General features: G+C 64.3%; 18 protein-coding genes. 5 read left to right on the forward strand and 13 right to left on the reverse strand.

Annotated features, from left to right (window positions below):
- Positions 1 to 127: 127 nt before the first annotated feature.
- Positions 128 to 1,276: a glutamate--cysteine ligase gene (locus ABCW42_RS15240; protein ID WP_423182005.1), complete on the forward strand. Its 1,149-nt coding sequence runs from the start codon at positions 128 to 130 to the stop codon at positions 1,274 to 1,276.
- Positions 1,277 to 1,322: 46 nt separating this feature from the next.
- Here ABCW42_RS15240 and ABCW42_RS15245 read toward each other — a convergent pair whose 3' ends face one another.
- From ABCW42_RS15245 to ABCW42_RS15275, 7 genes are all read right to left on the reverse strand, one after another.
- A complete protein-coding gene (locus ABCW42_RS15245) occupies positions 1,323 to 2,528 on the reverse strand; it encodes a tRNA (adenosine(37)-N6)-threonylcarbamoyltransferase complex transferase subunit TsaD (protein WP_423182006.1) in 1,206 nt (401 codons plus the stop codon).
- Positions 2,525 to 2,965, reverse strand: coding sequence for a ribosomal protein S18-alanine N-acetyltransferase (rimI, locus tag ABCW42_RS15250; protein WP_423184916.1), 441 nt, complete (start codon positions 2,963 to 2,965; stop codon positions 2,525 to 2,527). The genes ABCW42_RS15245 and rimI overlap by 4 nt, the downstream gene beginning before the upstream one ends.
- 44 nt (positions 2,966 to 3,009) lie before the next feature.
- Positions 3,010 to 3,681 carry a tRNA (adenosine(37)-N6)-threonylcarbamoyltransferase complex dimerization subunit type 1 TsaB gene (gene tsaB, locus ABCW42_RS15255; RefSeq protein WP_423182007.1) on the reverse strand — a complete coding sequence of 224 codons (672 nt, stop codon included), beginning with the start codon at positions 3,679 to 3,681 and terminating at the stop codon, positions 3,010 to 3,012.
- Positions 3,662 to 4,249 (reverse strand): tRNA (adenosine(37)-N6)-threonylcarbamoyltransferase complex ATPase subunit type 1 TsaE, encoded by a 588-nt coding sequence (gene tsaE / locus ABCW42_RS15260; protein WP_423182008.1) that lies wholly within the window; start codon positions 4,247 to 4,249, stop codon positions 3,662 to 3,664. Before tsaE ends, tsaB begins: the two co-directional genes overlap by 20 nt.
- Positions 4,246 to 5,451 (reverse strand): alanine racemase, encoded by a 1,206-nt coding sequence (alr, locus tag ABCW42_RS15265; RefSeq protein ID WP_423182009.1) that lies wholly within the window; start codon positions 5,449 to 5,451, stop codon positions 4,246 to 4,248. Before alr ends, tsaE begins: the two co-directional genes overlap by 4 nt.
- A gap of 87 nt (positions 5,452 to 5,538) precedes the next feature.
- Positions 5,539 to 6,642, reverse strand: a complete 1,104-nt coding sequence (locus ABCW42_RS15270; protein ID WP_423182010.1) for a carbohydrate kinase family protein — start codon at positions 6,640 to 6,642, stop codon at positions 5,539 to 5,541.
- Between the two features lie 136 nt (positions 6,643 to 6,778).
- Positions 6,779 to 7,249: a GNAT family N-acetyltransferase gene (locus ABCW42_RS15275; RefSeq protein WP_423182011.1), complete on the reverse strand. Its 471-nt coding sequence runs from the start codon at positions 7,247 to 7,249 to the stop codon at positions 6,779 to 6,781.
- A gap of 167 nt (positions 7,250 to 7,416) precedes the next feature.
- Here ABCW42_RS15275 and ABCW42_RS15280 point away from each other — a divergent pair, with 167 nt between their 5' ends.
- The 4 genes from ABCW42_RS15280 (at position 7,417) to ABCW42_RS15295 (ending at position 13,402) form a co-directional block, all read left to right on the forward strand.
- A complete protein-coding gene (locus ABCW42_RS15280; RefSeq protein ID WP_423182012.1) occupies positions 7,417 to 8,589 on the forward strand; it encodes an FAD-dependent oxidoreductase in 1,173 nt (390 codons plus the stop codon).
- A gap of 609 nt (positions 8,590 to 9,198) precedes the next feature.
- Positions 9,199 to 10,443: a D-inositol-3-phosphate glycosyltransferase gene (mshA, locus tag ABCW42_RS15285; protein WP_423182013.1), complete on the forward strand. Its 1,245-nt coding sequence runs from the start codon at positions 9,199 to 9,201 to the stop codon at positions 10,441 to 10,443.
- A gap of 104 nt (positions 10,444 to 10,547) precedes the next feature.
- Positions 10,548 to 12,242: a formate--tetrahydrofolate ligase gene (locus ABCW42_RS15290; protein ID WP_423182014.1), complete on the forward strand. Its 1,695-nt coding sequence runs from the start codon at positions 10,548 to 10,550 to the stop codon at positions 12,240 to 12,242.
- 200 nt (positions 12,243 to 12,442) lie between these two features.
- Positions 12,443 to 13,402 (forward strand): endonuclease domain-containing protein, encoded by a 960-nt coding sequence (locus tag ABCW42_RS15295; RefSeq protein WP_423182015.1) that lies wholly within the window; start codon positions 12,443 to 12,445, stop codon positions 13,400 to 13,402.
- A 187-nt stretch (positions 13,403 to 13,589) separates the two neighbouring features.
- Here the strand turns inward: ABCW42_RS15295 and ABCW42_RS15300 are convergent, their stop codons facing one another.
- From ABCW42_RS15300 to ABCW42_RS15325, 6 genes are all read right to left on the reverse strand, one after another.
- On the reverse strand, positions 13,590 to 14,675 hold the full coding sequence (locus ABCW42_RS15300; RefSeq protein ID WP_423182016.1) for an inositol-3-phosphate synthase: 1,086 nt from the start codon (positions 14,673 to 14,675) through the stop codon (positions 13,590 to 13,592).
- A gap of 155 nt (positions 14,676 to 14,830) precedes the next feature.
- Positions 14,831 to 15,877, reverse strand: coding sequence for an L-glyceraldehyde 3-phosphate reductase (mgrA, locus tag ABCW42_RS15305; RefSeq protein ID WP_423182017.1), 1,047 nt, complete (start codon positions 15,875 to 15,877; stop codon positions 14,831 to 14,833).
- A 60-nt stretch (positions 15,878 to 15,937) separates the two neighbouring features.
- Complete coding sequence (gene treZ, locus ABCW42_RS15310; RefSeq protein WP_423182018.1) at positions 15,938 to 17,695, reverse strand: malto-oligosyltrehalose trehalohydrolase; 1,758 nt, start codon at positions 17,693 to 17,695, stop codon at positions 15,938 to 15,940.
- Between the two features lie 90 nt (positions 17,696 to 17,785).
- On the reverse strand, positions 17,786 to 20,119 hold the full coding sequence (gene treY / locus ABCW42_RS15315) for a malto-oligosyltrehalose synthase (protein WP_423182019.1): 2,334 nt from the start codon (positions 20,117 to 20,119) through the stop codon (positions 17,786 to 17,788).
- Positions 20,116 to 22,557: a glycogen debranching protein GlgX gene (gene glgX, locus ABCW42_RS15320; RefSeq protein ID WP_423182020.1), complete on the reverse strand. Its 2,442-nt coding sequence runs from the start codon at positions 22,555 to 22,557 to the stop codon at positions 20,116 to 20,118. Before glgX ends, treY begins: the two co-directional genes overlap by 4 nt.
- 75 nt (positions 22,558 to 22,632) lie before the next feature.
- The gene (locus tag ABCW42_RS15325) at positions 22,633 to 24,177 is read right to left on the reverse strand and encodes an NAD(P)H-hydrate epimerase (RefSeq protein ID WP_423182021.1); all 1,545 of its coding nucleotides are present in this window, start codon (positions 24,175 to 24,177) and stop codon (positions 22,633 to 22,635) included.
- Position 24,178 lies beyond the last annotated feature (1 nt).

Raw genomic sequence — 24,178 nt, forward strand, 5'->3', positions numbered from 1 at the left:
AGTATGTCATCGCGCATCCTCCGCCCATGCTGTGCCACGACAACGCTGCATTAGACTTGAGCCAACCGCTGACGGCCCCACGGCGGGCACCGCTCAGGGCGTTGTGGCATAAACCGAGGGGACCTACGTGCAGATTGATTTCGCTCCATCCAAGCAGTCGACCTTGGGGGTGGAATGGGAACTGGCGCTCGTCAATGCCCGCACCGGCGAATTGGTCTCGGTCGCCAATGAGGTCCTGCGGGGCGTGGCTGCCCGGCACCCCGACCTGAACGAAGACGACGAACATCCCCATATCAAGCGGGAACTGCTCCTCAACACCGTGGAGCTCGTGACCGGGGTGTGCACCACTGTCAAGGAAGCCAAGGAAGACCTTGCGAGGTCACTACAGGCAGTCAGGGAAGTCACAGACCCCATGGGCGTCGAGCTCTTTTGCGCCGGAAGCCACCCCTTCAGCCCTCCGCAGCTCCAGCCGGTCACGGACAAAGAGCGCTACGCCAAACTCATTGACCGCACCCAATGGTGGGGACGGCAAATGGTCATTTACGGTGTGCATGTACACGTCGGGCTGGACAAGAAGGAAAAGGCCCTGCCCATCCTCGACGGCCTGGTCAACTACTTCCCCCACTTTCAGGCGTTGTCGGCGTCCAGCCCGTTCTGGGGTGGTGAGGACACCGGCTACGCGTCGCAGCGCGCACTCATGTTCCAGCAGCTCCCCACTGCGGGCCTGCCCTTCCAGTTCCCCAGTTGGACCGAATACGAGTCCTATGTGCAGGACATGTTCACCACGGGCGTCATCGACACTCTTTCGGAGATCCGTTGGGACATCCGGCCTGTCCCGACGTTGGGCACCATCGAGATGCGCATTTGCGACGGCCTGGCCACGCTTGAGGAAGTCGGTGCGATCGCGGCGCTGACCCAATGCCTCGTGGACGAGTTCTCCACCATCCTGGACAACGGCGGCAGCATTCCCACCATGCCGCCGTGGCACATCCAGGAGAACAAGTGGCGCGCTGCCCGCTATGGCATGGAGGCGATCATCATCCTTGACGCCGAGGGCAACGAGCAACTTGTCACCGATCACCTCAAGGAGACCCTGAAAAGGCTGGCTCCCGTTGCCGAAAAGCTCGGCTGCACGGAAGAGCTTGCCGACGTCGAAAAGATCATCGAGCGTGGCGCGGGCTATCAACGCCAACGCCGCATCGCCGCCCAGCACAACGGCGATCTTCAAGCGGTTGTCCTGGACCTCGTCCAGCAGATGCGGTCCGTCTCGCCGTAAACGCGCTACCCAAACCGCTCTGCCGCCGTCGGGGGCTATGCCGCGCCTAGACCGAAACGGTGGTGACCGGCAACGACGAATCAGGCGCGAAGGCGACGCCGCTCGGGTCGATTCCCGCCATGACGAGCTGGGCGCCCAAGGCCGCAACCATCGCGCCGTTATCCGTACACAAGGACAGGGGCGGCACGTGCAACGTGATTCCCGCGGCGTTGCAACGCTGGCCCGTCAGTTCCCGAAGCCGCGAATTGGCGGCAACGCCACCGCCCAGCAGCAGTTCCGTAATTCCGTTCTCCCGGCACGCAAGGATGGCCTTTGACGTAATGACGTCCACCACGGCTTCCTGGAACGCAGCCGCGATATCGGCCACCGGAACGTCCTCCCCTCGCGCCTCGAACTGTTCAACGCAGCGCGCTACGGCGGTCTTAAGCCCGCTGAAGGACCAGTCGTAACGGTGGGGGCCGGGTTCCTCTTCGGTTCCCATGTACTTGGGTTGCGTCAGTCCGCGCGGGAACCGGATGGCTTTGGCGTTTCCCTGCTTGGCGAGCTTGTCGATGGCGGGGCCGCCCGGATAGCCCAGGCCAAGGAGCCGAGCCACTTTGTCGTAGGCCTCGCCCGCGGCGTCGTCGATCGTGGAGCCCAGCATCTCGACGTCATCCGTGATGCGCCGGATGCGCAGGATTTCCGTGTGTCCGCCGGATACCAGGAGTGCGCCAAGGTTCTCCGGCAGGCGCCCGTCCGCGCCGAGCCCGGCAACGGCGAGCCCGTCCGCGCCGAGCCCGGCAACGGCGAGCCCGGCACCCGCGAGGCCGGCTGCGCCGCCGCCGGCGGGAGCACCGCCGTCGGGATTCCCTGCGGCGGGCTTGCCGTCAAGGAGTCCGACGCCGACGTGTGCGACGAGGTGGTTGATGGCGTACAGCGGCTTGCCGGTGGCGACGGCGAGCGCCTTCGCCGCGCAGACGCCCACCATGAGCGCTCCGGCCAGGCCCGGTCCGGACGTCACGGCAATGGCGTCGATGTCCTCCAAGGTCACCCCAGCCTCGTGCAAGGCTTCCTGGAGGGTCGGTACGAAAGCGTCAAGGTGCGCGCGGGAGGCGATTTCCGGAATCACTCCGCCGAAACGGACATGCTCATCCATCGAGGAAGACACCGTGTTGGTGAGCAAGGTGGTGCCTCGGACAATCCCGACGCCGGTCTCGTCGCACGAGGACTCGATACCCAACACGAGCGGCTGATGGATGTTGGGCTTGTTCACGCTGGGTTTCCTCCGGTCAATGTGAGCCGCATGATGAGGGCAGCGGCGCCGTCGCGGTAGTAGCGCGGCCGGACGTGGATCTGTTCGAATCCGAACCGCAAGTACAGGGACTGGGCCCGTGGGTTGTCGGCGCGAACCTCGAGGAGGACGTCCGCCGCGCCGCGCCGCCGTGCTTCCGCGATGAGTTCGCTGAGGATGGCCGAGCCGATTCCCTTGCCTTCGAATTCGGGTACGACGGCGATCGTCTGGATGTCCGCGATCGGCTCGATGCACATGAGACCGGCGTACGCCACGATGTGCCCGTCGACTTCGGCCACTACGTAGCGGCGGGTGTCTACCTGCGCGAGTTCATCGAAGAACATCTGCAGCGGCCACGCGTCGATCGGGAAAAGTTTGCGTTCCAGCAGGTCGACGGCGGCAACGTCCTCGGCGGTCATGTCCCGTAAGGTCACGCCGTCGAGTTTGGGATGGGACGATGCTGTCACAGTGCACGCTTCCTGGGGCCGGGTACTTGCGCGTCGGATTCACGAAGGTACAGCGGGGTGGAGTCCGGCAGGGTGTTTCCGGCTGCCAGGAGGGCCATTGCGAACTGCCCGAGGGAGGCCGCGTCCGGTTGGGTGGTGCTGAAATCCTCGTTCGCGTTCACGACGTCCGCGTAAATTCCCGCACCCGCCCCGAACACCGGGAGGTCCGGCAGTTCGGAGGCAAATCCGACGTGCGGACCATCGACGAGTTGCGGCAATTGACCTTGCTCGAGCGTGTAGCGCGCCCAGTAGACCTCCTTGCGGCGAGCATCGGTAGCCACGAGGAACTCGGCCTGCGCTTCGGTTGACTCGGCCACTTCCAAGGCGATCGCGTCCAGGCTGGTCAGTCCGAACAATGGCTTGTTCCAGGCAAAGGCCAGCGTGCGGGCGGTCGCGATGCCGGATCGAAGGCCCGTGAACGGTCCCGGGCCTACACCCGTCACGATCAGGTCAATGTCCGTTCCAGTCACGCCGGCATCGCTCAGCAGTTTCTCGATGCCCGGTGCCAGGACTTCTGCATGGCTTCGGGTGTCCTCCGTGGCGAAGGATTCCACGACGCCTTCCATGGCGTCGTCCGAAATGAGGGCCGCGCTTGCCACGGCCGAGGTGTCAATGGCCAAGATCAGCATCGAACATTCCTTCCAGGATGGCGGGCACGGTGCTCCATCGCGGGCCGAAGCCGCGGAAAACGATGGTGCGCGGTTCGTCGTCGTCATCGGGGTCGAAGTCGAGCACGGCGTCCGGCCCTGTCGGCCCTCCTGCCGTAGCCGAACCGCCCGGCCTCCTGTGCATTTCGATGTCCAGGCGGCTGTCCGAGAGGTGTTCCACCCGCTCGCGCCCCCACTCGACCACCGTGACGGAAGTGTCCATCGTGTTTTCGAGGTCGATGTCGTCGATTTCGGCGGCCGAAGCCAAACGGTAGGCATCGACGTGGACAAGGTCCGGGCCACCGGGCCTGGGTCCGTCAGGCAAGTTGGGATGGATGCGCACCAGGACGAAAGTCGGTGAAATGACGCCGGCACGGACACCAAGGCCCTCGCCGAGCCCCTGGGTGAAGGTGGTTTTCCCGGCCCCCAGTTCGCCCGTGAGCACCAGGAGGTCGCCCGAGGCGAGTACCCCGGCGAGCGCCGAGCCCAACGCGTGGGTTTCTTCCGCCGTCGCGACCCTGACTTCGCGTTCCCACAGGGCCCCGCTCACGGCCGGTCCGCTTCCGGTGCTTCGTTGGCGTAGATGCGCGGCACGCGCGGGCTGATGCGGGTGACGATCTCGTAGTTGTTGGTGCCGGCCGCCGCCGCCCAGTCGTCCGCCGTCGGACCGCCGTTGGTGCCGTCGCCGAACATGACTGCTTCAGCGCCGCGCAGGCCGGCTTCAGCCTGTCCCACACCGCCCAGGTCAATGACCATCTGGTCCATGGCGATCCGGCCCACTACGGGGTAGGTGATCTCGCCGACCTGCACGGGACCACCGGTGGCGACGCGCGGCACCCCGTCTGCGTAGCCGAGCGGAATCAGGCCAAGAGTGCTCGGCCTCGGCGTCCGGTAGTTCAATCCGTAGGAAACGCCTTGGCCTTCGGGGACCTGCTTGCAATTGGACACGAGGGTCCGCACGGTCATGGCCGGGCGCAGGCCCAATTCCGCGGAGTTTTGCCCTTCGAACGGAGACAAGCCATAGAGTCCAAGACCGACGCGGACCAGGTCGAAATGCGTATCCGGGCGGGACAGTGTGGCGGGTGTGTTCGCAAGGTGCCGGACTTCGGTATCGACGCCGGCGTCCTCGGCCACGGCGATGGCCTCCCGGAACGCTGCCAACTGCTCGTCGGTTTCCGGCCGGTGCGGCTCATCCGCAACCGCCAGGTGGGAGAAGATGCCGACGACGCGAAGGAGTCCCTCGTCCTGGTATTCCATGGCACGGCCCACCAGTTCGTCCCACTGGTCCATCGTGGCGCCGTTCCGGCCAAGGCCGGTGTCCACCTTCAGGTGGATCCGGGCGGGGCGTTCCTGCTCACGCGCGGCCGCAACCACGTCCTCCAATTCCCAGCCGGAAATACCGATGTCGACGCCGGCGGCGACTGCCGCTTGGAAGTTGCTTTCCGTGGTGTGCAGCCACGCCAGCAACGGGGCGTCGATACCTGCGGCACGAAGCGCCAAGGCTTCCGAAATATGCGCGACGCCGAGCCACCGGGCTCCCGCGTCAAGGGCTGCGCGGGCCACCTGGACGGCACCGTGCCCATAGGCATCCGCCTTGACGACGGCCATGACGTTGGCGGGAGAGGCGATCGCGACGAAATGGCGCACATTGTGCCGTACGGCATCCAGGTCGATGACGGCAGATCGTTCCAAGACCGTTGCCGAACCCGATGTCGTGGCGGGCTCGAAACTGGCTGCTGCTTCGTAAGTCACCCAACGATTCTAGTGCCGCGCCAACGTGCGAACTGACGGGAGGCACCTGGTACCGCCGCAGCCACGCACGCGGCTCACGCGCCTGGCTCACGCGTCGGAACTGTGGGCGATTGTCGCCGTCGCACGCCGCTGGGCGCCGGCGGGGATACTGCGCACGATGTCCTCAAGGAAAGCGAACCGCCTGAGCCACTGGCTGGACTTCCGCTCCGGCCTCGCGTTCGCACGGTGCCACCAATCCGCGATGTCGCCCCAGCCGGGGGCGGCCAGGGAGCCTCCCACCTCCTGCACCGCGAGCGAGGCGCAAAGGTTCGCGAATCGCAGCCGGTCCCCCAGCGGCCAGCCAGCGAGGGAACCGACGACGAACGCCGCACCGAAGCAGTCCCCTGCCCCGGTGGGATCATAGGCGGTCACCGGCAACGACGGCACCCATTCCTCTTCGCCGGTTTCTGAGTCCACCGCCATGGCACCCTGGGCGCCCAAGGTCACCACGGCAACGGGAACGCGGTCGGCGAGCGCATAGAGCGCGGACCACGGATTATCCATACCTGTGAAGGCCATCGCCTCCCGCTGGTTGGGCATGAACGCGTGGAAATTGCTGAGCTGTTCCAGCCGCCTCGGCGACCATTCCCCCGTCGGGTCCCATCCGGCGTCGCCGAACAACTTCACCCCGGCTTTCCGCGCTGCGAGCATCCACGGTTCGGGCTCCTCGCCGAGGTCCGCGACGGCGGCGAGCGCCTTGGGCGGTTCGCCGATCAGTTCCGAGGCGCTCATCGGGGCCGGATGGCCGTGAGTCACCATGGATCGGTCGTGGTCCACGCACATGGAGACGGTGACCGGGGAGTGCCAGCCTTCGAACCGGCGGGACAGGGAGAGGTCAACGTGCTCCTGGGTTTCGAGGATCCTCCAATTGAAGTCCCCATAGCCGTCGTCTCCGAACGCGGCTGCAAGGCTCGTCCGCAGCCCGAGGCGCGCCGCGGCTATGGCTTGGTTGGCCACCCCGCCCGGGCACGTACCCATACCTTGGCTCCAGACTTCAGTCCCCGGTTCCGGCCCATGGTCCAGCCCCGTGAAAATGATGTCCTGGAACACAGTTCCCGTCAGGAGCAGATCACAGCCACCGTCTTCGCCGTCGTTCGTTGCCGCGCGGACCGCGGCAAGGGGATCGAATCCAGGCCTGGGCATTGCGTCCATGCACGGCAGACTACGCCGAGGCCGCCCGTTTGGATAGGCGGCCATTGGGCCGTGTGCAGGAATGGTTGCTTAGTCTGCGGACCTGTTTCCCGAATTTTTTGGCCATACACGACAGCTGGCCTGCGACGGAACCGCGTCAACCGGAGATCCTCCACCGGGACGCCTCGAAAAGGATGAGTTTTGACTGTCCGTCGTCGGCCGTCACGCCACGGATCTCCGCGAATCGACCTCTTGGGCGGAAGCCCAGAGCCGCGTGCATTCTGATGGATGCCCTGTTTTGCTCGTTCGCGAAGTAATAGACGATAGGCGAACGATCCCAGACCCATTCCATCCTCGCCTTGGTAAGGGCCGAACCGGCTCCCCTTCGCCGCAACCCCGGCGTGACGACAATCCCTCCCAAGTAGTGGCCTGCAGGCGCATCGCCCTCAGGCTCACTGTGGAAGTGCGTCTTCGCCACGCCGACGATCTCGCCATGTTCGACCACGACCAGCACGATTCGGTCATTCATCGGGGCGAGCATCTCTTCGGTCCACCGCGGGCGATCACTGGCACCGCAGACAGTGTTCACGGCACCCAAATCATCGATGGTCGCCTCGCGAATCTGCATTCGAACAGTGTATTGACCGCACACCTCACGTCAGAGAGCCTAAGCGCATGGCAACTCGACTAATTCGAGCATCGCCGGCACGGCAGCCGTGATGGCGAATCGGAACCTCAGCGCGCACGAGACCTTTGAGTAGCGCGCCAACTGCTGGTCGACGGATCGGAGGACCCATGAATTGCTGTGTCGTCGGGGGTGGCCCCGCAGGCATGATGCTCGGCTACCTTTTGGCCAGGGCCGGGGTCGAGGTCACCGTGATCGAGAAGCACGCTGACTTCTTCCGCGATTTCCGGGGCGACACCATCCACCCGGCCACCACCGATCTGATGGCCGAACTCGGCCTCCTGGAGGAGTTCATGGCTCTCCCGCATACCGAGGTGCCGGAACTATCCATCGGCGTCGACGGCAAGGTTTACGGCCTTGTCGATTTCAGCCGGTTGCCGACGCGTTGCCGGTTCATGGCCTTCATGCCGCAGTGGGACTTCTTGAACTTCCTTGCCGAGAAGTCGAAGCAATATCCGAACTTCCGCCTCAGCATGAGCAGCGAAGCAACAGATCTGCTGTGGCGAGGCGGCACAGTGACAGGCGTGCGCCTCGGCGACCGCTGCATCACCGCCGATCTCACGGTTGCCTGCGACGGCCGCTTCTCCGTGCTGCGGGAGGCATCCGGGCTGCCGGTGCGGGAGTTCCCAATGCCCGTGGATGTGCTGTGGTTCCGTGTGCCCCGTCGCCTCGGGGCAGCTCCTACCCTCGGCTATCTCGGCGGCGGCCAGGTCGTGCTCACCATTGACCGGGGAGAGTACTGGCAGTGCGGGGCCATCATCGGCAAGGGAACGATCGGGCAGGTCAGGGATGCCGGACTGGATGCGTTCCGGAAAAGTATTGCCAGCGCCGCGCCTTTCCTTGCCGAACCCCTTGCGACGCTGCTCGACTGGGAGCAGGTCAAACTGCTCTCGGTCCGCGCCAACAGGCTGCGCCGCTGGTACTGCCCCGGCCTGCTGTGCATCGGTGACGCCGCGCACGCGATGGCACCAGTCGGTGCCGCCGGAGTGAACTACGCAATCGCCGACGCCGTGGCGACAGCCAACGCGCTCGTCCCACCGCTGCGCACCGGCACCCTGACCACGGCAGACCTGCACCGCGTGCAGCGCCGCCGGGCTCCGGCCGTACGCACCGCGCAAACGCTGCAACGCCAACAGACGGCGAACCTGGTCCGCCTGGCCGGACCACGTCCGCCCCTGGGGTTGATCCGCGCCATCGACAAACTGCCCCCGGTCAAACACCTCCTCGGGCGGTTGATCGGCCTCGGTATCCGCCGCGAGCACATCCGCTTCGACCAAGCATGACTGCGGGGCCCGACCATTGACGCCATCGCGGTTGGCCCCTGTTATTCGAACCATCCCTCACAGGACCCCGCCGGAGCGCTGACCCAGTGCTTTTACAGGAAGACGCGGCGACTCGCCTGCTCGGGACTCAGGGACAATTCTTACCAAACGCAACTTCGATAGTTAACCGCTTGGTGTTCATTTGCACGTTGAGCGGTTCGCGCCGGCTCCTTGAGGGAACGAGGGCCGCGTTATGGAGGCCAACAAGGTGAGTGCGATCATGAAGCGGTCTGTAGTTAGAAGCCATATCCGGTGTTCGGCTTCCGTCGCCATGGTCACCCTATTGGTCCGCGAAGCCGGCATTCCCACCGGCCCGTTCCGGGAGCCATTCGCGATGACGAGCGATGAGGCGGAACCGGATCTGGTCGCCCGGGGCCTTGAGCAATTTCGAGTTTCGCGTTTGCGCTGGGTGACCTTTGGCCGGATCTGTGCGGCTTTGGTGGTTCTGTTCGGCATTGAAGGCGTGCGCTCGGGCTCCGGCTGTGGCGCCGCCGATCTCAGGAGTAGTCTTTTCGCTGAGGTGTCACCGAAGTCGGGTTGCGCTGATTCATGGGTTCGAGGAGGTCGGTCGTGTCGTTGATCCGCCGCGTAGCTTTCCTTTCGCTCCACACCTCCCCCATGGAACAACCCGGTTCCGGCGATGCCGGCGGAATGAACGTGTACGTCCGCGCGCTGGCCATCGCCCTCGCCGACCTCGGAATAGAGGTAGAGATTTTCACGCGTTCGACGGCGGCCGGGCAGCCCGCCGTCGAACACCCGCACCCGGGGGTCTGCGTCCATAACGTTCTGGCCGGACCGCCCCGGAAGCTCCCGAAGGAAGAGCTTCCGGAGCTCCTGCACGCCATGGTCGCCGAAATAGAGCGGATCCGGCAGCGCCAGCCGCACGGACGCTACGACGCGATCCATTCGCACTACTGGGTATCCGGTGTTGCCGGCTTGGAGCTGTCCGCCCTGTGGAACGTCCCGCTGATCCACACCATGCACACCATGGCGAAAGTCAAGAACCTGGTGCTGGAATCCGGCGAGCAGCCCGAACCCCGGCGGCGCGAGGAAGGCGAGCAGCGGATCGTGAACGGGGCCGCACGCCTTGTCGCAAACACCCCGGCTGAGGCCCAGGAGCTCGTTTCGCATTATGACGCGGATTTCGACCACATCGATGTTGCTCCTCCGGGCGTTGACCTCTCGGTGTTCACCCCGGCGTTCCACGCACGGTCCCGCACCGAACTGGGAGTCCGCGCCGGAAGTTTCCATCTCCTGTTCGCAGGGCGGATCCAGCGGCTCAAGGGACCCCAGGTCTTCATCGCGGCGGCCGGCATCCTCCGCAAGCGCAGGCCGGACATCGACCTCGAACTCACCATCCTCGGAGCGTTGAGCGGCGCGAAGGACTTCGACCTGAAGTCCTTGATTTCCGATGCGGGGCTCGAAGACGTCGTGACCCACCGTGCGCCCGTCAAGGCACCGACCCTGGCTGGCTGGTTCCGCTCGGCAGACGTCGTGGTCATGCCCTCGTTCAGCGAATCGTTCGGTCTGGTTGCCCTGGAGGCCCAAGCCTGCGGGACTCCGGTGGTCGCCACCAACGTGGGCGGGCTGACCCGGGCCATCTCGAACGGACGGACCGGCATATTGGTGGATGGACATGATCCGTCACGCTGGGCGGACGCCATCGAGGCCCTCTACGACGATCCCCGCACCCGGGAGGACATGGGCCGCGCCGCCGCCGTGCACGCCGAGGCCTTCGGCTGGCAGCGGACCGCCGCCGTCGTCCTCGAGAGCTACCAAGCGGCCATCGGCCCCGTTCTCGTCCGCCACACCTGACCCCCGCTCACATCTCGCGCCCTTCACGGCAACGCCCGCGCACGTCTGGCGGCACGCCTGATAGATTGTCGCGCACAGTGTTCGGCACGAAGTTGAGGACAAGGATGTCTGAAAACAAGATCTTGAGCGACCTTGAAATTGCCCGCAACGCGGCCCTGCGTCCAATTGAGGAGATTGCTGAGCGTGCGGGGATCAATATCGATGCCCTCGACCGCTATGGTCGCTTCAAGGCGAAGATCGATCCCGCGAAACTTCGGCTCCCCCACGGCAAGGATCCCGGCAAAATTGTCCTCGTCTCGGCCATGTCCCCTACCCCGGCCGGCGAGGGGAAATCCACAACCACCGTGGGGCTCGCCGATTCGCTGGCGCGCGCCGGGCACCGCGTCATGATCGCCCTGCGCGAGCCGTCCTTGGGACCGATTCTCGGCATGAAAGGCGGAGCGACCGGCGGTGGCTACTCGCAGGTCCTGCCGATGGATGAAATCAACCTCCATTTCACAGGCGATTTCCACGCGATTACCTCGGCCAACAACGCGCTGATGGCCCTCGTCGACAATCACATTTTCCAGGGCAACGAACTCAATATCGACCCCCGACGCATGAGCTTCAAGCGCGTCCTGGACATGAACGATCGGTCCCTGCGGGAGGTCGTCATCGGTTTGGGCGGTCCGGCGCAAGGCGTTCCTCGACAGGACGGGTTCGATATAACCGTGGCGTCCGAGATCATGGCCGTCTTTTGCCTCGCCACGGACCTGAACGACCTTCGCGAGCGCCTGGGACGCATCACTTTCGGATACAACTACGACCGGCAACCGGTCATCGTTGCGGACCTCGGAGTCCAAGGGGCGCTGACCTTGCTCCTCAAGGAGGCGATCAAACCGAACCTCGTGCAGACCATCGCGGGAACTCCAGCATTGGTCCACGGAGGCCCGTTCGCCAACATCGCCCACGGCTGCAATTCGCTCATCGCCACCCGGACGGCGCAGCGGCTGGCTGACATCGTAGTCACGGAAGCCGGATTCGGGGCAGACCTCGGCGCCGAAAAGTACATGGATATCAAAGCCCGGATCGCGGACGTGGCTCCTTCCGCCGTCGTGGTCGTGGCGACCATCAGGGCACTGAAGATGCAAGGCGGCGTCCCCAAGGATCGTCTCAAGGAGCCGGACATCGAGGCGCTTGCCGCCGGAATCGAGAACCTCAAACGGCACGTTCACAACGTGGAGAAGTTCGGCGTCACACCGGTTGTCGCGATCAACAAATTCGCGACGGACACTCCTGAGGAACTCGACTGGCTGCTTGCGTGGTGCGCCCGCGAAGGGGTGCGCGCTGCGGTGGCGGATGTTTGGGGCCGGGGCGGAGGGGGCGACGGCGGCGACGAGCTCGCGGCGATGATCGCCGAAGTGGTGGCGGCAGCATCGCCGTCGGATTTCCGGCATTTGTATCCGCTCAGCCTGCCTGTGGAGGACAAGATCCGTACGATCGTGCAGGAAATTTATGGTGCCGACGGCGTCGAGTTCTCTGTTCCCGCGATCAGGCGCCTGGCAGACATCCGAAGGAACGGCTGGGACCGAATGCCGGTGTGCATGGCGAAAACGCAGTATTCCTTCACGGACGATGCCTCGCAGCTGGGCGCTCCCAAGGGATTCACGGTGCACGTTCGGGAGCTGATTCCCAAGACCGGGGCCGGCTTCATCGTCGCGCTGACCGGCGCCGTCATGACGATGCCAGGCCTTCCCAAGGAGCCGGCGGCGATGCGCATGGACGTCGATGAGCAAGGCAACCCGGTTGGCCTCTTCTGACGCCGCTCACGTGTTTCGGTAATTTCTCGAACGCCCGCTCACTTATGCCGGTAATATCCGGAACGCTCGCTCACCCGTAACACCTTTTGACCGGACGCTCGCTCACATGACCTGCCGCGCCCGGTTCCAGTCTGCGCGCACCAGCATTGGCCTGTGGATAACTTCTGCACGCAGCCAGCGGTTTGGGTAACAATGCGGGTATGCAGAAACCCTTTGCCCTTCCGCCCGAACTTCTGTCCGGACCGTTCACTCTGCTCGAAGCCCGGGCGCAAGGCGTCGGTCTCGACCAAATTCGTCGTGCCGGCGTCGCCGCTGTCAGCCGAGGCCTGTATCGTCCGGCAAACTGGGATTTCGATCTGGAGGGCGCTGCCCGCGCACTTTCGGCCGCGACGCCTGGCGCCTGGATCTCCCACGTGACGGCCGCCCGGCTTCGCTGTTCCATGCTCCCACCATGGCTCGCCGACTCGACTGAGCTTCACCTCAGCAAGCCCCGATCCCTGCCCGGTGTTCGCCGCAAAGGAGTGGTTGGGCACAGGCTAATCGTGGCCGAAGGCGAAGTCGAATCCGTGGACGAAATCCTTATGAGCACGCGATCACGCACCTGGCTGGACTTGGCGAAGATGCTGCCATTGAACGACCTCGTGTGCATGGGTGACGAACTGATTCGCGTGCCTCGGCCAGAATTCGAGGGCCGGGCTGTTCCATTCGCGACCATCGATGAACTCCGCGCCATGGTGGCCCGGCATCCAAATTTGCAGGGAGTCGTTCGTGCCCGCGAAGCGCTGGATTTGATGCGGGTGGGATCCGACTCCGGTCCCGAGACCCTGCTGCGCCTGGCAATGTTCGATGCAGGGATCCCCGAGCCCGAGCTTCAAATCAAGCTTCGAAAAGCCGACCCGTTCTCGCCCTCGGCCGACTTGGGGTTTCGGCAGCGACGCGTCGCCATTCAGTACGACGGCGCCCATCACCTCCGAGAGGCCCAGTCCCTCAGCGATCGACGCCGGGATAAGGCGTTCGAAGCGGCCGGATGGACCGTGCTCGTGTTCCGCAAGGACGATTTGGAAGACGGCTTCAAGGAAGCAACCAGGAAAATCAAGAAGACGCTGCGTTCTGCGTGGGTGGATCCCGCCGTCGCATCGGGTTTTGAACAGGCGGTCTAGTGATGCCGGACCTTGCCCCCTCGTCCGCCCTGACCGGGTCCGGTGATCAGCCGGTTTATTCCAGCATCAGGGATCAAACAGCGGACGCCCGCCCACTTTGGAAGTGAGCGGGCGTCTTAGAAAAACCCGACAACGTGAGCGGGCGTCTTAGAAAAACCCGACAAACGTGAGCGGGCGTCTGCAGGGGTTAGCGCTCGACGTCTCCACGGATGAAGGCCTCGACCTTTTCGCGGGCGAGGTCGTCGTTGAACTGCTCCGGCGGGGACTTCATGAAGTAGCTGGAAGCCGAGAGCAGCGGGCCGCCGATGCCACGGTCCAGGCCGATCTTCGCGGCACGGATCGCGTCGATGATCACGCCAGCGGAGTTCGGGGAGTCCCAGACCTCGAGCTTGTATTCGAGCGAAACCGGGGCGTCGCCGAAGTTACGGCCTTCGAGGCGGACGAAAGCCCACTTGCGGTCATCGAGCCAGGCGACGTAGTCGGACGGGCCGATGTGGACGTCGTCGGCGTGCAGTTCCGCCTCGACGTTGGAGGTCACTGCCTGGGTCTTGGAAATCTTCTTGGACTCGAGGCGGTCGCGCTCAAGCATGTTCTTGAAGTCCATGTTGCCGCCGACGTTCAGCTGGTAGGTACGGTCCAGCGTGACGCCGCGGTCTTCGAAAAGCTTGGCCATGACGCGGTGGGTGATGGTCGCGCCGATCTGGCTCTTGATGTCGTCGCCGACGATCGGCACACCGGCCGCGGTGAACTTGTCGGCCCATTCCTTGGTACCTGCGATGAACACCGGCAGGGCGTTGACGAACGCGACACCGGCGTCGATGGCGCACTGCGCGTAGAAATGGGCAGCGTCCTCGGAACCTACGGGCAGGTAGCACACCAGGACATCGGCCTTGGCTTCCTTCAATGCGGCAACAATGTCCACCGCTTCTTCGGGTGCTTCCACAATGGTCTCGCGGTAGTACCGGCCCAAGCCGTCCAAGGTGTGTCCGCGCTGGACCTTCACGCCGAGCTTGGGGACATCGGCGATCTTGATGGTGTTGTTCTCGCTGGCGCCGATCGCGTCCGCGAGGTCCAGGCCAACCTTCTTGCTGTCGACGTCGAACGCCGCGACAAACTGGACGTCGTTGACGTGATACTTGCCGAACTCGACGTGCATCAGACCTGGAATCGTGGCCTGGGGGTCGGCGTCGCGATAGTAATGGACACCTTGGACCAGCGAAGCGGCGCAGTTACCTACACCGACAATGGCCACACGAATCGGATGTGAAGACACGGAACTCCTTTGAGAACTAACCTCAGGTGCCTTGCGCGTCAGTACCTGAATGTACGACGGCGTCTTAAAGGCACAGCGCCATTCGGCGCTCCTTGCATTGTAACCAACCCGGGAGGGACCGGCTTTGTTCCCGGCCGGCCCTCCCGTCATTTAAGTTACGCGTCCTGCTTCTGGGCCCACAGATTGATGTCTGATTCGACGGCGAACTCGTCGATTGCCGTCAGTTCCTCAGCGGTGAACTCGAGGTTGTCGATGGCGGACAGAGTATCCTCCAACTGCGCGACGCTGGATGCGCCCACCAGCGCGGATGTCACGGGCGACCCCTTGGGCTGTTCGCGCAGGATCCACGCGATAGCCATTTGCGCCAGGGTTTGTCCGCGTCCGGCGGCGATGGCGTTCAAACCGCGTACCCGGTCCAGCTTCTCGTCAGTCAGGGCGGACTCTGAGAGGAAGCGGGACTTGGCCGCGCGGGAGTCCGCCGGTACGCCGTGCAGGTAGCGGTCGGTGAGCATGCCCTGTGCCAGCGGTGAGAACGCGATGGATCCCGCGCCCACTTGGTCGAGCGCCTCGTAGAGGTTCGGCGAACCATTTTCGGTCCAACGGTTGAGCATGGAGTAGCTCGGCTGGTGGATGAGCAGGGGGGTGCCCATTTCCTTCAGGATCCGGGCAGCCTCAAGCGTCTGTTCCGGGGTGTAGGACGAGATGCCGGCGTAGAGCGCCTTCCCCGAACGGACGGCGTGGTCCAGCGCGCCCATGGTCTCTTCGAGCGGGGTCTCGGGGTCTGGACGGTGGCTGTAGAAAATGTCGACATAATCGAGCCCCATGCGGCTCAGCGATTGATCCAGGCTGGAGAGCAGGTACTTGCGGGATCCCCATTCCCCGTACGGACCGGGCCACATGTAGTAGCCGGCCTTGGTGGAAATGATCAGTTCGTCGCGGTACGGCTTGAAGTCGTCCTGGAGGTGGCGTCCGAAGTTGGTTTCGGCGGAACCGTCCGGCGGACCGTAGTTGTTGGCGAGGTCGAAGTGGTTCACGCCAAGGTCGAAGGCACGGCGCAGGATGGCGCGCTGCTCGTCGAATCGCTTGTCGTCGCCGAAGTTGTGCCAAAGTCCCAGTGAGATGGCAGGGAGCTTGAGACCGCTGCGTCCGATGCGGCGGTAGGGCATGGTTTCATAGCGGTTTTCCGCAGCCGAATAAGTCATACCCACCATCCTGCCACCGCCACCGAAGCGATCCGTTCAATGTCCGTCATGTGGGCACCGTCACGTGAGGCGTACGACGGCGGCGCTCTCGCCCGGGAGGGTCAGCGTCGCATTCACGACGGCGGCAGCAGGGTCCGTGGCGAGCAAGAGTTCGGCACTCATTGCCCGTTCGAGAGGGGCCGTGCCGAAGTTGTAGGCCACCTTCACGTCACCGCGGGTCAAGACCAGCCATTTGTCCTCTTCGCTGAAGGCGACATGGGTGTCGGTGAATCCGCCTTCGGCGAGTTCCGGCGTCGAACGCCTTAAGGCAGTGAGGTCGCGGTACAGCTCAAGAAGCCGGGCGTGGTTGCCGTCCTGGATTTCCTCCCACTTGAGCTTCGAGCGGAGGAAAGTCTCCGGATCCTGCGGGTTCGGCACCTTGGCGGGATCCCAGCCCATCCGTTCGAATTCCTTGAGCCGGCCCTCGGCCGTCGCTTCAGCCAACCAAGGCTCGGGATGCGATGTGAAGAACTGCCACGGCGTCGAGGCACCGAATTCTTCCCCCATGAAAAGCATCGGAGTGAACGGGGAAGTCAGTGTCAGTACGGCAGCCAGCGCGAGCCTGCTATAGGACAACGTGGCGCTGAGGCGGTCACCCGCGGCCCGGTTGCCGATCTGGTCATGGTTCTGGTTGCAGACAACGAGCGCGGCCGGGTGCGCCAAGCCCGTACGGATCGGACGTCCGTGGTGGCGTCCGCGGAAGCTCGAGTAGCTTCCGTCATGGAAGAACCCGTGTTCCAGTACCTTGGCCAGCGCGGCCACCGTGTCGAAGTCCGCGTAGTAGCCGGCGGTTTCGCCTGTGAGGTTGACGTGCACGGCGTGGTGGAAATCGTCGCTCCACTGTCCTTCAAGCCCGTAACCGTTGACGTCGCGACGATAGAACATGCGCGGATTGTTCAGGTCCGACTCGGCAACCAGCGTCCTGGTGATGCCTGTTTCGGCCTCAATGCCGTCCGCGAGGGCTGCCAGGTCTTCCAGGATGTGGACGGCCCGCTCGTCACGGAGTGCGTGCACGGCGTCGAGTCGCAGGCCGTCGACGTGGAAATCGTCCAACCACATGGCGGCGTTATCCAGGATGTACTGCCTGACTTCGTCGGAGCCCGGGCCGTCCAGGTTGATCGAATCGCCCCAGGTGTTGCCCTCTCCGGACTTGAGGTAGGGCCCGAATTTCGGCAGGTAGTTTCCGCTCGGTCCCAGGTGGTTGTACACGACGTCCTGGATCACTCCAAGGCCGGCAGCGTGGGCAGCGTCGACGAATCGTTGATACGCTTCCGGTCCCCCGTAGGCTTCGTGGACAGCGAACCAAAGCACGCCGTCGTACCCCCAGTTGTGAGTGCCGTTGAAGGCATTCACCGGAAGCAGCTCCACGAAGTCGATCCCGAGTTCGGCGAGGTAATCCAGCTTCCCGGCGGCCGCGTCAAGCGTTCCCGCGGGAGTGAAGGTACCGATGTGGAGCTCATAGATGACTGCGCCACCAAGCCCGCGCCCAGGCCACTGTGAGTCTTTCCAGGAGTAGGCGGCGGGGTCGAAGGTGCGGGACAGCCCGTGCACCCCGTCCGGTTGGCGCTGCGATCGTGGATCGGCAAACGGACCCTCGCCGTTCACGAAGTAGCCGTAATCCGTACCCTCGGTCCGCGGAACATCGGCCACCCACCAACCCGAGGCGCGTTCCTCATCCGGCCGCATGTCATGTTGCTGACCCTCCGCTAGCAGCGAGACGGTCTCTGCCTGCGGCGCCCATACCTCGAACGCCCTGCCTGTGTTGGTTTTCTGGGCCATCGCTCCCTCAATCGTCTGGTCCGGTCATTCGCATGGTCTGGTCGATAGCGTGGTCTGGTCGATCGCGTGGTTTGGGCTTCGCCCCGGCCGCTAGGGCTTACCCGGCTGGTTCGTCGGCACCAACAAGGCCACCGGATAACTCCGGAGGAGTTTTTCGACCGGCAATTTGCCCGCGGGATAGCTGTTACCCGTGAATTCGTCCCGGGCATCGTGTGCAAGGTTGATGTAAGTGTCTTGCCACCCGCCGCTTTGTTCGAGCTTCCGCGGCAGCCTGGTGGCAACCGTAATGGCGCCGCCCAAACCGCCTGCTGCCCCTCGTTCAAAGGCGATCACGTGATCAGCCGCTTGCCCCTCGGCCTCGACGGGACTGTAGCCGCCGAAAAGCTCCGGGCGGTCACGGCGCAGGCGCAGTGCCCGGGACGTGACCAGGAGCTTGGCCATCTCATTCCGCGTTTCGGTCTCCGCACCGGCGTCGAGCGCGGCAAGCGCAGTCCTCCGCCGTTCGAAGTCCACCGGGCGTCGATTGTCCGGGTCCGTGAGAGAACGGTCCCAGAACTCCGTCCCTTGGTAGACGTCCGGCACGCCGGGCATCGTCAGTTGGACAAGCTTTGCGGAGAGCGAGTTGGACGCACCGTAAGGGTCCAAGAGGGCAACGAACGTCTCCAGCCGGGCGGTGGCCTCCGGCACGTCGAACACGGCGTCGACGGCGGAGATCAGCTTCGTTTCGAACGTCGCGTCGGGCTCGGTCCAGTTGGTGGAGTTGCCGGCTTCCCGCGCTGCCTTGATGACGTAGCCGTGCAGGCGTTCCCGGCTGGCGGGCCAAGCACCTGCGACAGCCTGCCATACGAGGACGGCGAGTGGCCCGTCAGGGATCGGTGCCAAGGCCTGCATGTAGTCCAGGAACGCTTCCCATTCCGGGACGGACTCGGCGATGGCTGAGATCCTGGCGCGCGTGTCTTCGCTGCGCTTGGTGTCGTGCGTCGTCAAGGTGGTCATCGACAGGGGCAACCGCTCTTGGCGATGGGCCATCCGCTCGTGGAAACCCCGGACCGGAAGCGCGAATTCGGTGGGATCCGCTCCGACCTCGGTCAGTGTGCCAAGACGGGTGTAACGGAAGAACGCGGTGTCTTCCACCCCTTTGGCCATGACCATGCCGGAGGTTTGCTGAAAGCGGCGGCCAAGTTCACGCTCGGCATCAAGCAGCAACGGGAGCAGGCCCTTTAGGACCGGTTCCAGTTCCGGCCTGGCCTCGGCAGCGTGTTCGACTGCCTCCACCAGGACGTCCTTGCCGTACGGCAGGTAGCTCCGATAAACGGTGAAGCAAGCGATGATTTCGGAAAGTGCTTCAGCAACCTCCGGCCGTGGCAGTTCCACGGACTCCGGGACGAGCCGGGCGAGCCGCAGGATCTCCGAGTGCAAGATCCCGTCCGTGATGCGCCGCTTGGTGCCGTGGATCATTTCGGAATAGTCGGCCGCCGTGCTGGTGCCGCGGAGCCGCGCGTCCAAGGCATCAAGCTGGGCTTCGGCGTCGGGATCCACGAAAAGGCGGTCGACGTCGGCGAGCGCGTCATAGCCGGTGGTGCCTTCGCAATCGAAGGCCTCCGGGAGTTGCTCGCCGGGCTCGAGGATCTTCTCCACGAGGACATAGGATCCGCCGCTCGTGTCCTTGAGGCGCGCGAGGTAGCCCTCCGGATCGGCGAGCCCGTCCGGGTGGTCAATCCTCAACCCATCCACAAGTCCTTCGCTGAACCAACGGGCAATTTCCGCGTGGGCTTCGCCGAACACTTCAGGGATCTCCACCCGGATTCCAGCCAAAGTGCTGACCGCGAAGAAGCGCCGGTAGTTCAATTCCGAGTCGGCGCGGCGCCAATCCACGAGTTCGTAGTGCTGGCGCGCATGGACGTCACGCGGGTCGTCACCCTCGGTGAAGGTGCCTTCGGCGAGCGGGAACCGGTGATCGTAGTAGCGCAATTCGCCGTCGACTACTTTGAGCTGGTCAACGTCTTCCGCACTGCCAAGGACGGGAATCCGGATCTTTCCGCCACCAAAGTCCCAGTCGACGTCGAACGCCTCCGCGTAGCGGGACGACTGGCCATCCTTCAGGAGGGACCACCACCACGCGTTTTGCGGAGGCGAGGCCACGCCCATGTGGTTGGGAACAATGTCGACCAGCACGCCCAGTCCGGCGTCCCGGGCCGCCCGGGACAACACGGCCAGGCCTTCGGCTCCTCCGCGGGATGCGTCAACCGTGGAAGGATCCGTGACGTCGTACCCATGGTCCGAGCCTTCCTCCGCGGTGAGGATGGGCGACAAGTACACCCAATCCACCCCGAGGTCCCGGAGATAACCCGTGAGTGCCGCCGCTTCCTGAAGGGTGAACGATGGCCGGATCTGGAGCCGGTAGGTGGAGGCCGGTGTCTTCATGCTCCCCCGTTCTTCGGCGTCCGCGGTTTTTTGGTCCGCTTCGGAGCGGCGGCAGGCTTGGATTTCGGCTCGAGCTTGGACTCGCCTTCGGCCGCGGCCCCACCTTCCGGCTCGTCCTTAGCTTCGGCCGCGGCCCCACCTTCCGGCTCGGGCTTGGCTTCCGGCTCAGGCTTGGCTTCCGGCTGCGGCTTCGAGCGGGCTGCCTGCGTGGACGCTGCCGGTGTGGCGGGCGCCGGGATGGTTGGCGCCGTCAACGATGCCGTTTCGGGAGTGGTTGATTGCGTCAACGCGGCAACGGACGCGGCAACCGAGTGGTCCGGTTCGATGTCCGGAGCCGTATGCGCCCGTAGGACAACGAGGGACTTGGCTCCAACACCAAGCACGCTCTCAGCCGGAACGGGCTCGGTATTGGCCCCCTCGCCGGCGGTGTCGATGATGATGTCCCACGCCGGTGCATACTCATCCGAGGGAACCTTGAAGCCAACTTCGTCGTCATGCGCATTGAAGTACAGGAGGAAGTTGACGTCCGTGATGCGGCGGCCTTGGCTGTCGCGCCCGCGGATGCCGTCGCCGTTCAGGAACACGCCCACGGAGCGGCCGAACCCGCTATCCCAGTCCGACGGCGTCATAGTGGTTCCGTCGACATCGAGCCAGACGATGTCCGGAAGCCTCTCACCCTCGCCACGCAGTACAGGGCGCCCGTCAAAGAAGCGGCTGCGGCGGAAAGTGGGGTGCTTTGCCCGCAACGCGCTGACTGCAGCCGTGAACTCCACGAGGGGTTGGTCCACGTTTTCCCAATTGATCCAGGTCAGTTCGGAGTCCTGGCAGTAGCCGTTGTTGTTGCCGCGCTGCGTCCGTCCGAGCTCGTCGCCGTGCAGCAACATGGGGACGCCTTGCGAGAGCAACATGGACGCGATGAAGTTCCGCTGTTGGCGGGCTCGGAGGGAAAGGACCGACGGGTCCTCGGTGGGACCCTCCACGCCGCAGTTCCATGAGCGGTTGTGGGATTCGCCGTCGTTGTTGTCTTCGCCGTTCGCCTCGTTGTGTTTCTCGTTGTAGGAGACGAGGTCGGACAGCGTGAAACCGTCGTGGGCCGTGACGAAGTTGATCGATGCCACCGGGCGGCGTCCCGAGTGTTCGTAGAGGTCTGCCGAACCGGTCAGGCGGGAAGCGAACTCGCCCAGCGTCGACGGTTCGCCGCGCCAGAAATCGCGCACGGTATCGCGGTACTTACCGTTCCATTCGGTCCATTGCGGCGGAAAGTTGCCTACCTGGTAGCCGCCGGGCCCGACGTCCCACGGCTCAGCGATCAGTTTGACCTGCGACACCACCGGGTCCTGCTGAATGAGTTCGAAGAAAGTGGACAGTTTGTCCACGTCATAGAACTCGCGTGCAAGCGTCGAGGCGAGGTCGAAGCGGAACCCGTCAACGTGCATCTCGGTGACCCAGTAGCGCAACGAGTCCATCAGCAACTGGAGCGAATGCGGACTGCGGACGTTGAGGGAGTTACCGGTGCCCGTGTAGTCCATGTAGTGCTTGAGGTCGCCCTCCACCAAGCGATAGTAGGCCGAGTTGTCGATTCCCTTGAAGGACAGCGTGGGGCCGAGGTGGTTGCCTTCGGCGGTGTGGTTGTACACGACGTCGAGGATGACTTCGATGCCCGCAGTGTGCAAGGACCGCACCATGGCCTTGAAGTCCTGGACCTGCTGGCCGGTGTCCCCTTTGGAGCTGTAGCTGTTGTGCGGGGCGAAAAAGCCGATGGTGTTGTAGCCCCAGTAATTGTTCAGGCCTTTGTCCTGGAGGATGCCGTCATTGGTGAACTGGTGGACGGGCATCAGTTCAATGGCCGTGACACCAAGCTTCTTGAGGTGCGCGATGACGGCAGGGTGCGCCACCCCGGCATAGGTGCCGCGCTGTTCTTCCGGAACTTCCGGGTGCATCTGGGTGAGGCCCTTGACGTGGGCTTCGTAGATGACCGATCGGTGGTACGGAATCCGGAGTTGCTGGTCGCCGGCCCAGTCGAAGAAGGGGTTGATGACGACGCCCATCATCATGTGTGGCGCGGAATCCTTGTCGTTTCGGGAGTCCGGGTCCCCCATGTTGTAGGAAAAGAGCGCCGGATCCCAGTCGATCTGCCGGTGGATTGCCTTGGCATAAGGGTCCAGGAGGAGCTTGTTGGGGTTGAAGCGTTGGCCGGCGGCGGGATCGTACGGTCCGTGAACACGGTATCCGTATTTCTGCCCCGGCTGGACGTGTGGCAGGTAGCAATGCCATACGTACCCGTCGACTTCGGTGAGCGTGAAGCTCATTTCGTCCCCATCGTCGTCAAAGAGACACAACTCCACCTTTTCCGCCTTCTCGCTGAAGAGCGCGAAGTTGGTTCCCGTGCCATCGAAGGTGGCCCCCAACGGGTACGCGGTTCCTGGCCATATGTCCATGTGTTCTCCTTCACTTGACGGATAACTTGCTCACAGCCTAGCGAGCTACTACGACATTTGGAGAAACGCGGTGGACTATGTGGACACGTAACCGTGGATAACCCGGAAGATTCCCGGAACCTCGCGGGCAACGGCGGCAGCGGTTGTCGGACCGTCCCCCGAGGCCGCATTTCCGGCCATCCCATGGATGCTTGCACCGACGGCGGCAACAGCGGCCCAGCGCTCCTCGGGGCCGATTCCGAGGCCGGCGAACGGGCCATCGTCGTCAAGTCCGGACGCCGCGTAGGAGGCCGCAAGAGCCCCGAGGATCCCGCCGAGGACGTCTCCGCTACCGGCCGTTGACAGCCACGGACTACCTTCCGACTGAGTGAAAACCGGGCCGGACGGCGAAGCGATGAGCGTCGTGGCGCCTTTGAGCAAGACCACGGCACCGGTGTGTTCGGCCGCGAGCCGGACAAAGTGCAGGGTCCGGGATTCGACGTCGTCACGCGTCACCCGCACTTCGCTGCGCCCTAGGAGCGAAGTGAGCTCGCCTGCGTGCGGGGTCAGTATCCAGTTGGGCGGGCAGCGTTCCGGAAGCAATTCGAGGGCTCCGGCGTCGACGACGGCGGGCTGGCCGCCGTCGTACGCGGCCTGCAGCGCGTCCTTGGCGCGCTGCAATTGATCGGGACCGTCCAGCCCTGGACCAAGGAGCCAGGCCTGAACCCTGCCGGGCTCGTCAGGCTCCCAAATGACCTCCGGGGTCCTGGCCAGCACTTGCCGGGCGACAGTTTCCGGGCCAAGGTACCGCACCATTCCGGGTCCGGACACCGACGCGGCTTGGACAGAAAGCGCGGCCGCGCCCGTATACCGGGCTGAGCCGGCCACAACGCCTACCACTCCCCTCGTGTATTTCTGGGCCCGGCGTCCGGGAAGCGGCAACAGTTTGGCGAGATCGTCAACCGTGAGCCGCCGCAGGGCCGGAGATGGAAGGTGGTCTTCAATGCCGATCTGCACAACGTGTACCCGGCCGGAACAGCCTTCGCCGGGGTCCGCCAGCAATCCGGCTTTGGCTCCTCCGAAAGTCACAGTGAGCCTTGCGGTCAGGACAGGCCAATGGACCTCGCCTGTATCTGCATCCACCCCGCTCGGAACATCACACGCCACCACGAGCGCCGGATGGAGTTCCTGCAACGCCGCCACCAGTTCCGCCGCGGGACCGTTGAGGCCGCCCCGCGCCCCCGTACCGAGGATGGCGTCGATAACCACAGCGTCACCGGCGGTGGCCACTGCGAGCTCTTCGATATTCGCGTCATCCAGGTGCTGGACCCGGCCGCCGGCGGCCTTGAAAGCAGCCAAGGCGTCGGGGTGGGCCGAGCCCGCGGTGAGTACCGCCGTCGTACGCATTCCGCGGCGCGCCAGCATTGCGGCGGCAAAAAGGCCGTCACCGCCGTTGTTGCCCTTGCCCGTGAGTACCGTGACGCTTGAGCCGTAAATTCGGCGACCGTCCGCGCGGAGTTCGCGGACAACGGCGTTTGCCAGCCCGTGCGCGGCCCGCTGCATGAGAACAGCGCCCGCACCGGCACCAAGAAGCGGTTTCTCCGCTGTCCTGACCTGTGTACCGGTGTAGGCGCTGATCATG

Source organism: Arthrobacter sp. NyZ413, assembly GCF_049390645.1.
Classification (GTDB): Bacteria; Actinomycetota; Actinomycetes; order Actinomycetales; family Micrococcaceae; genus Arthrobacter.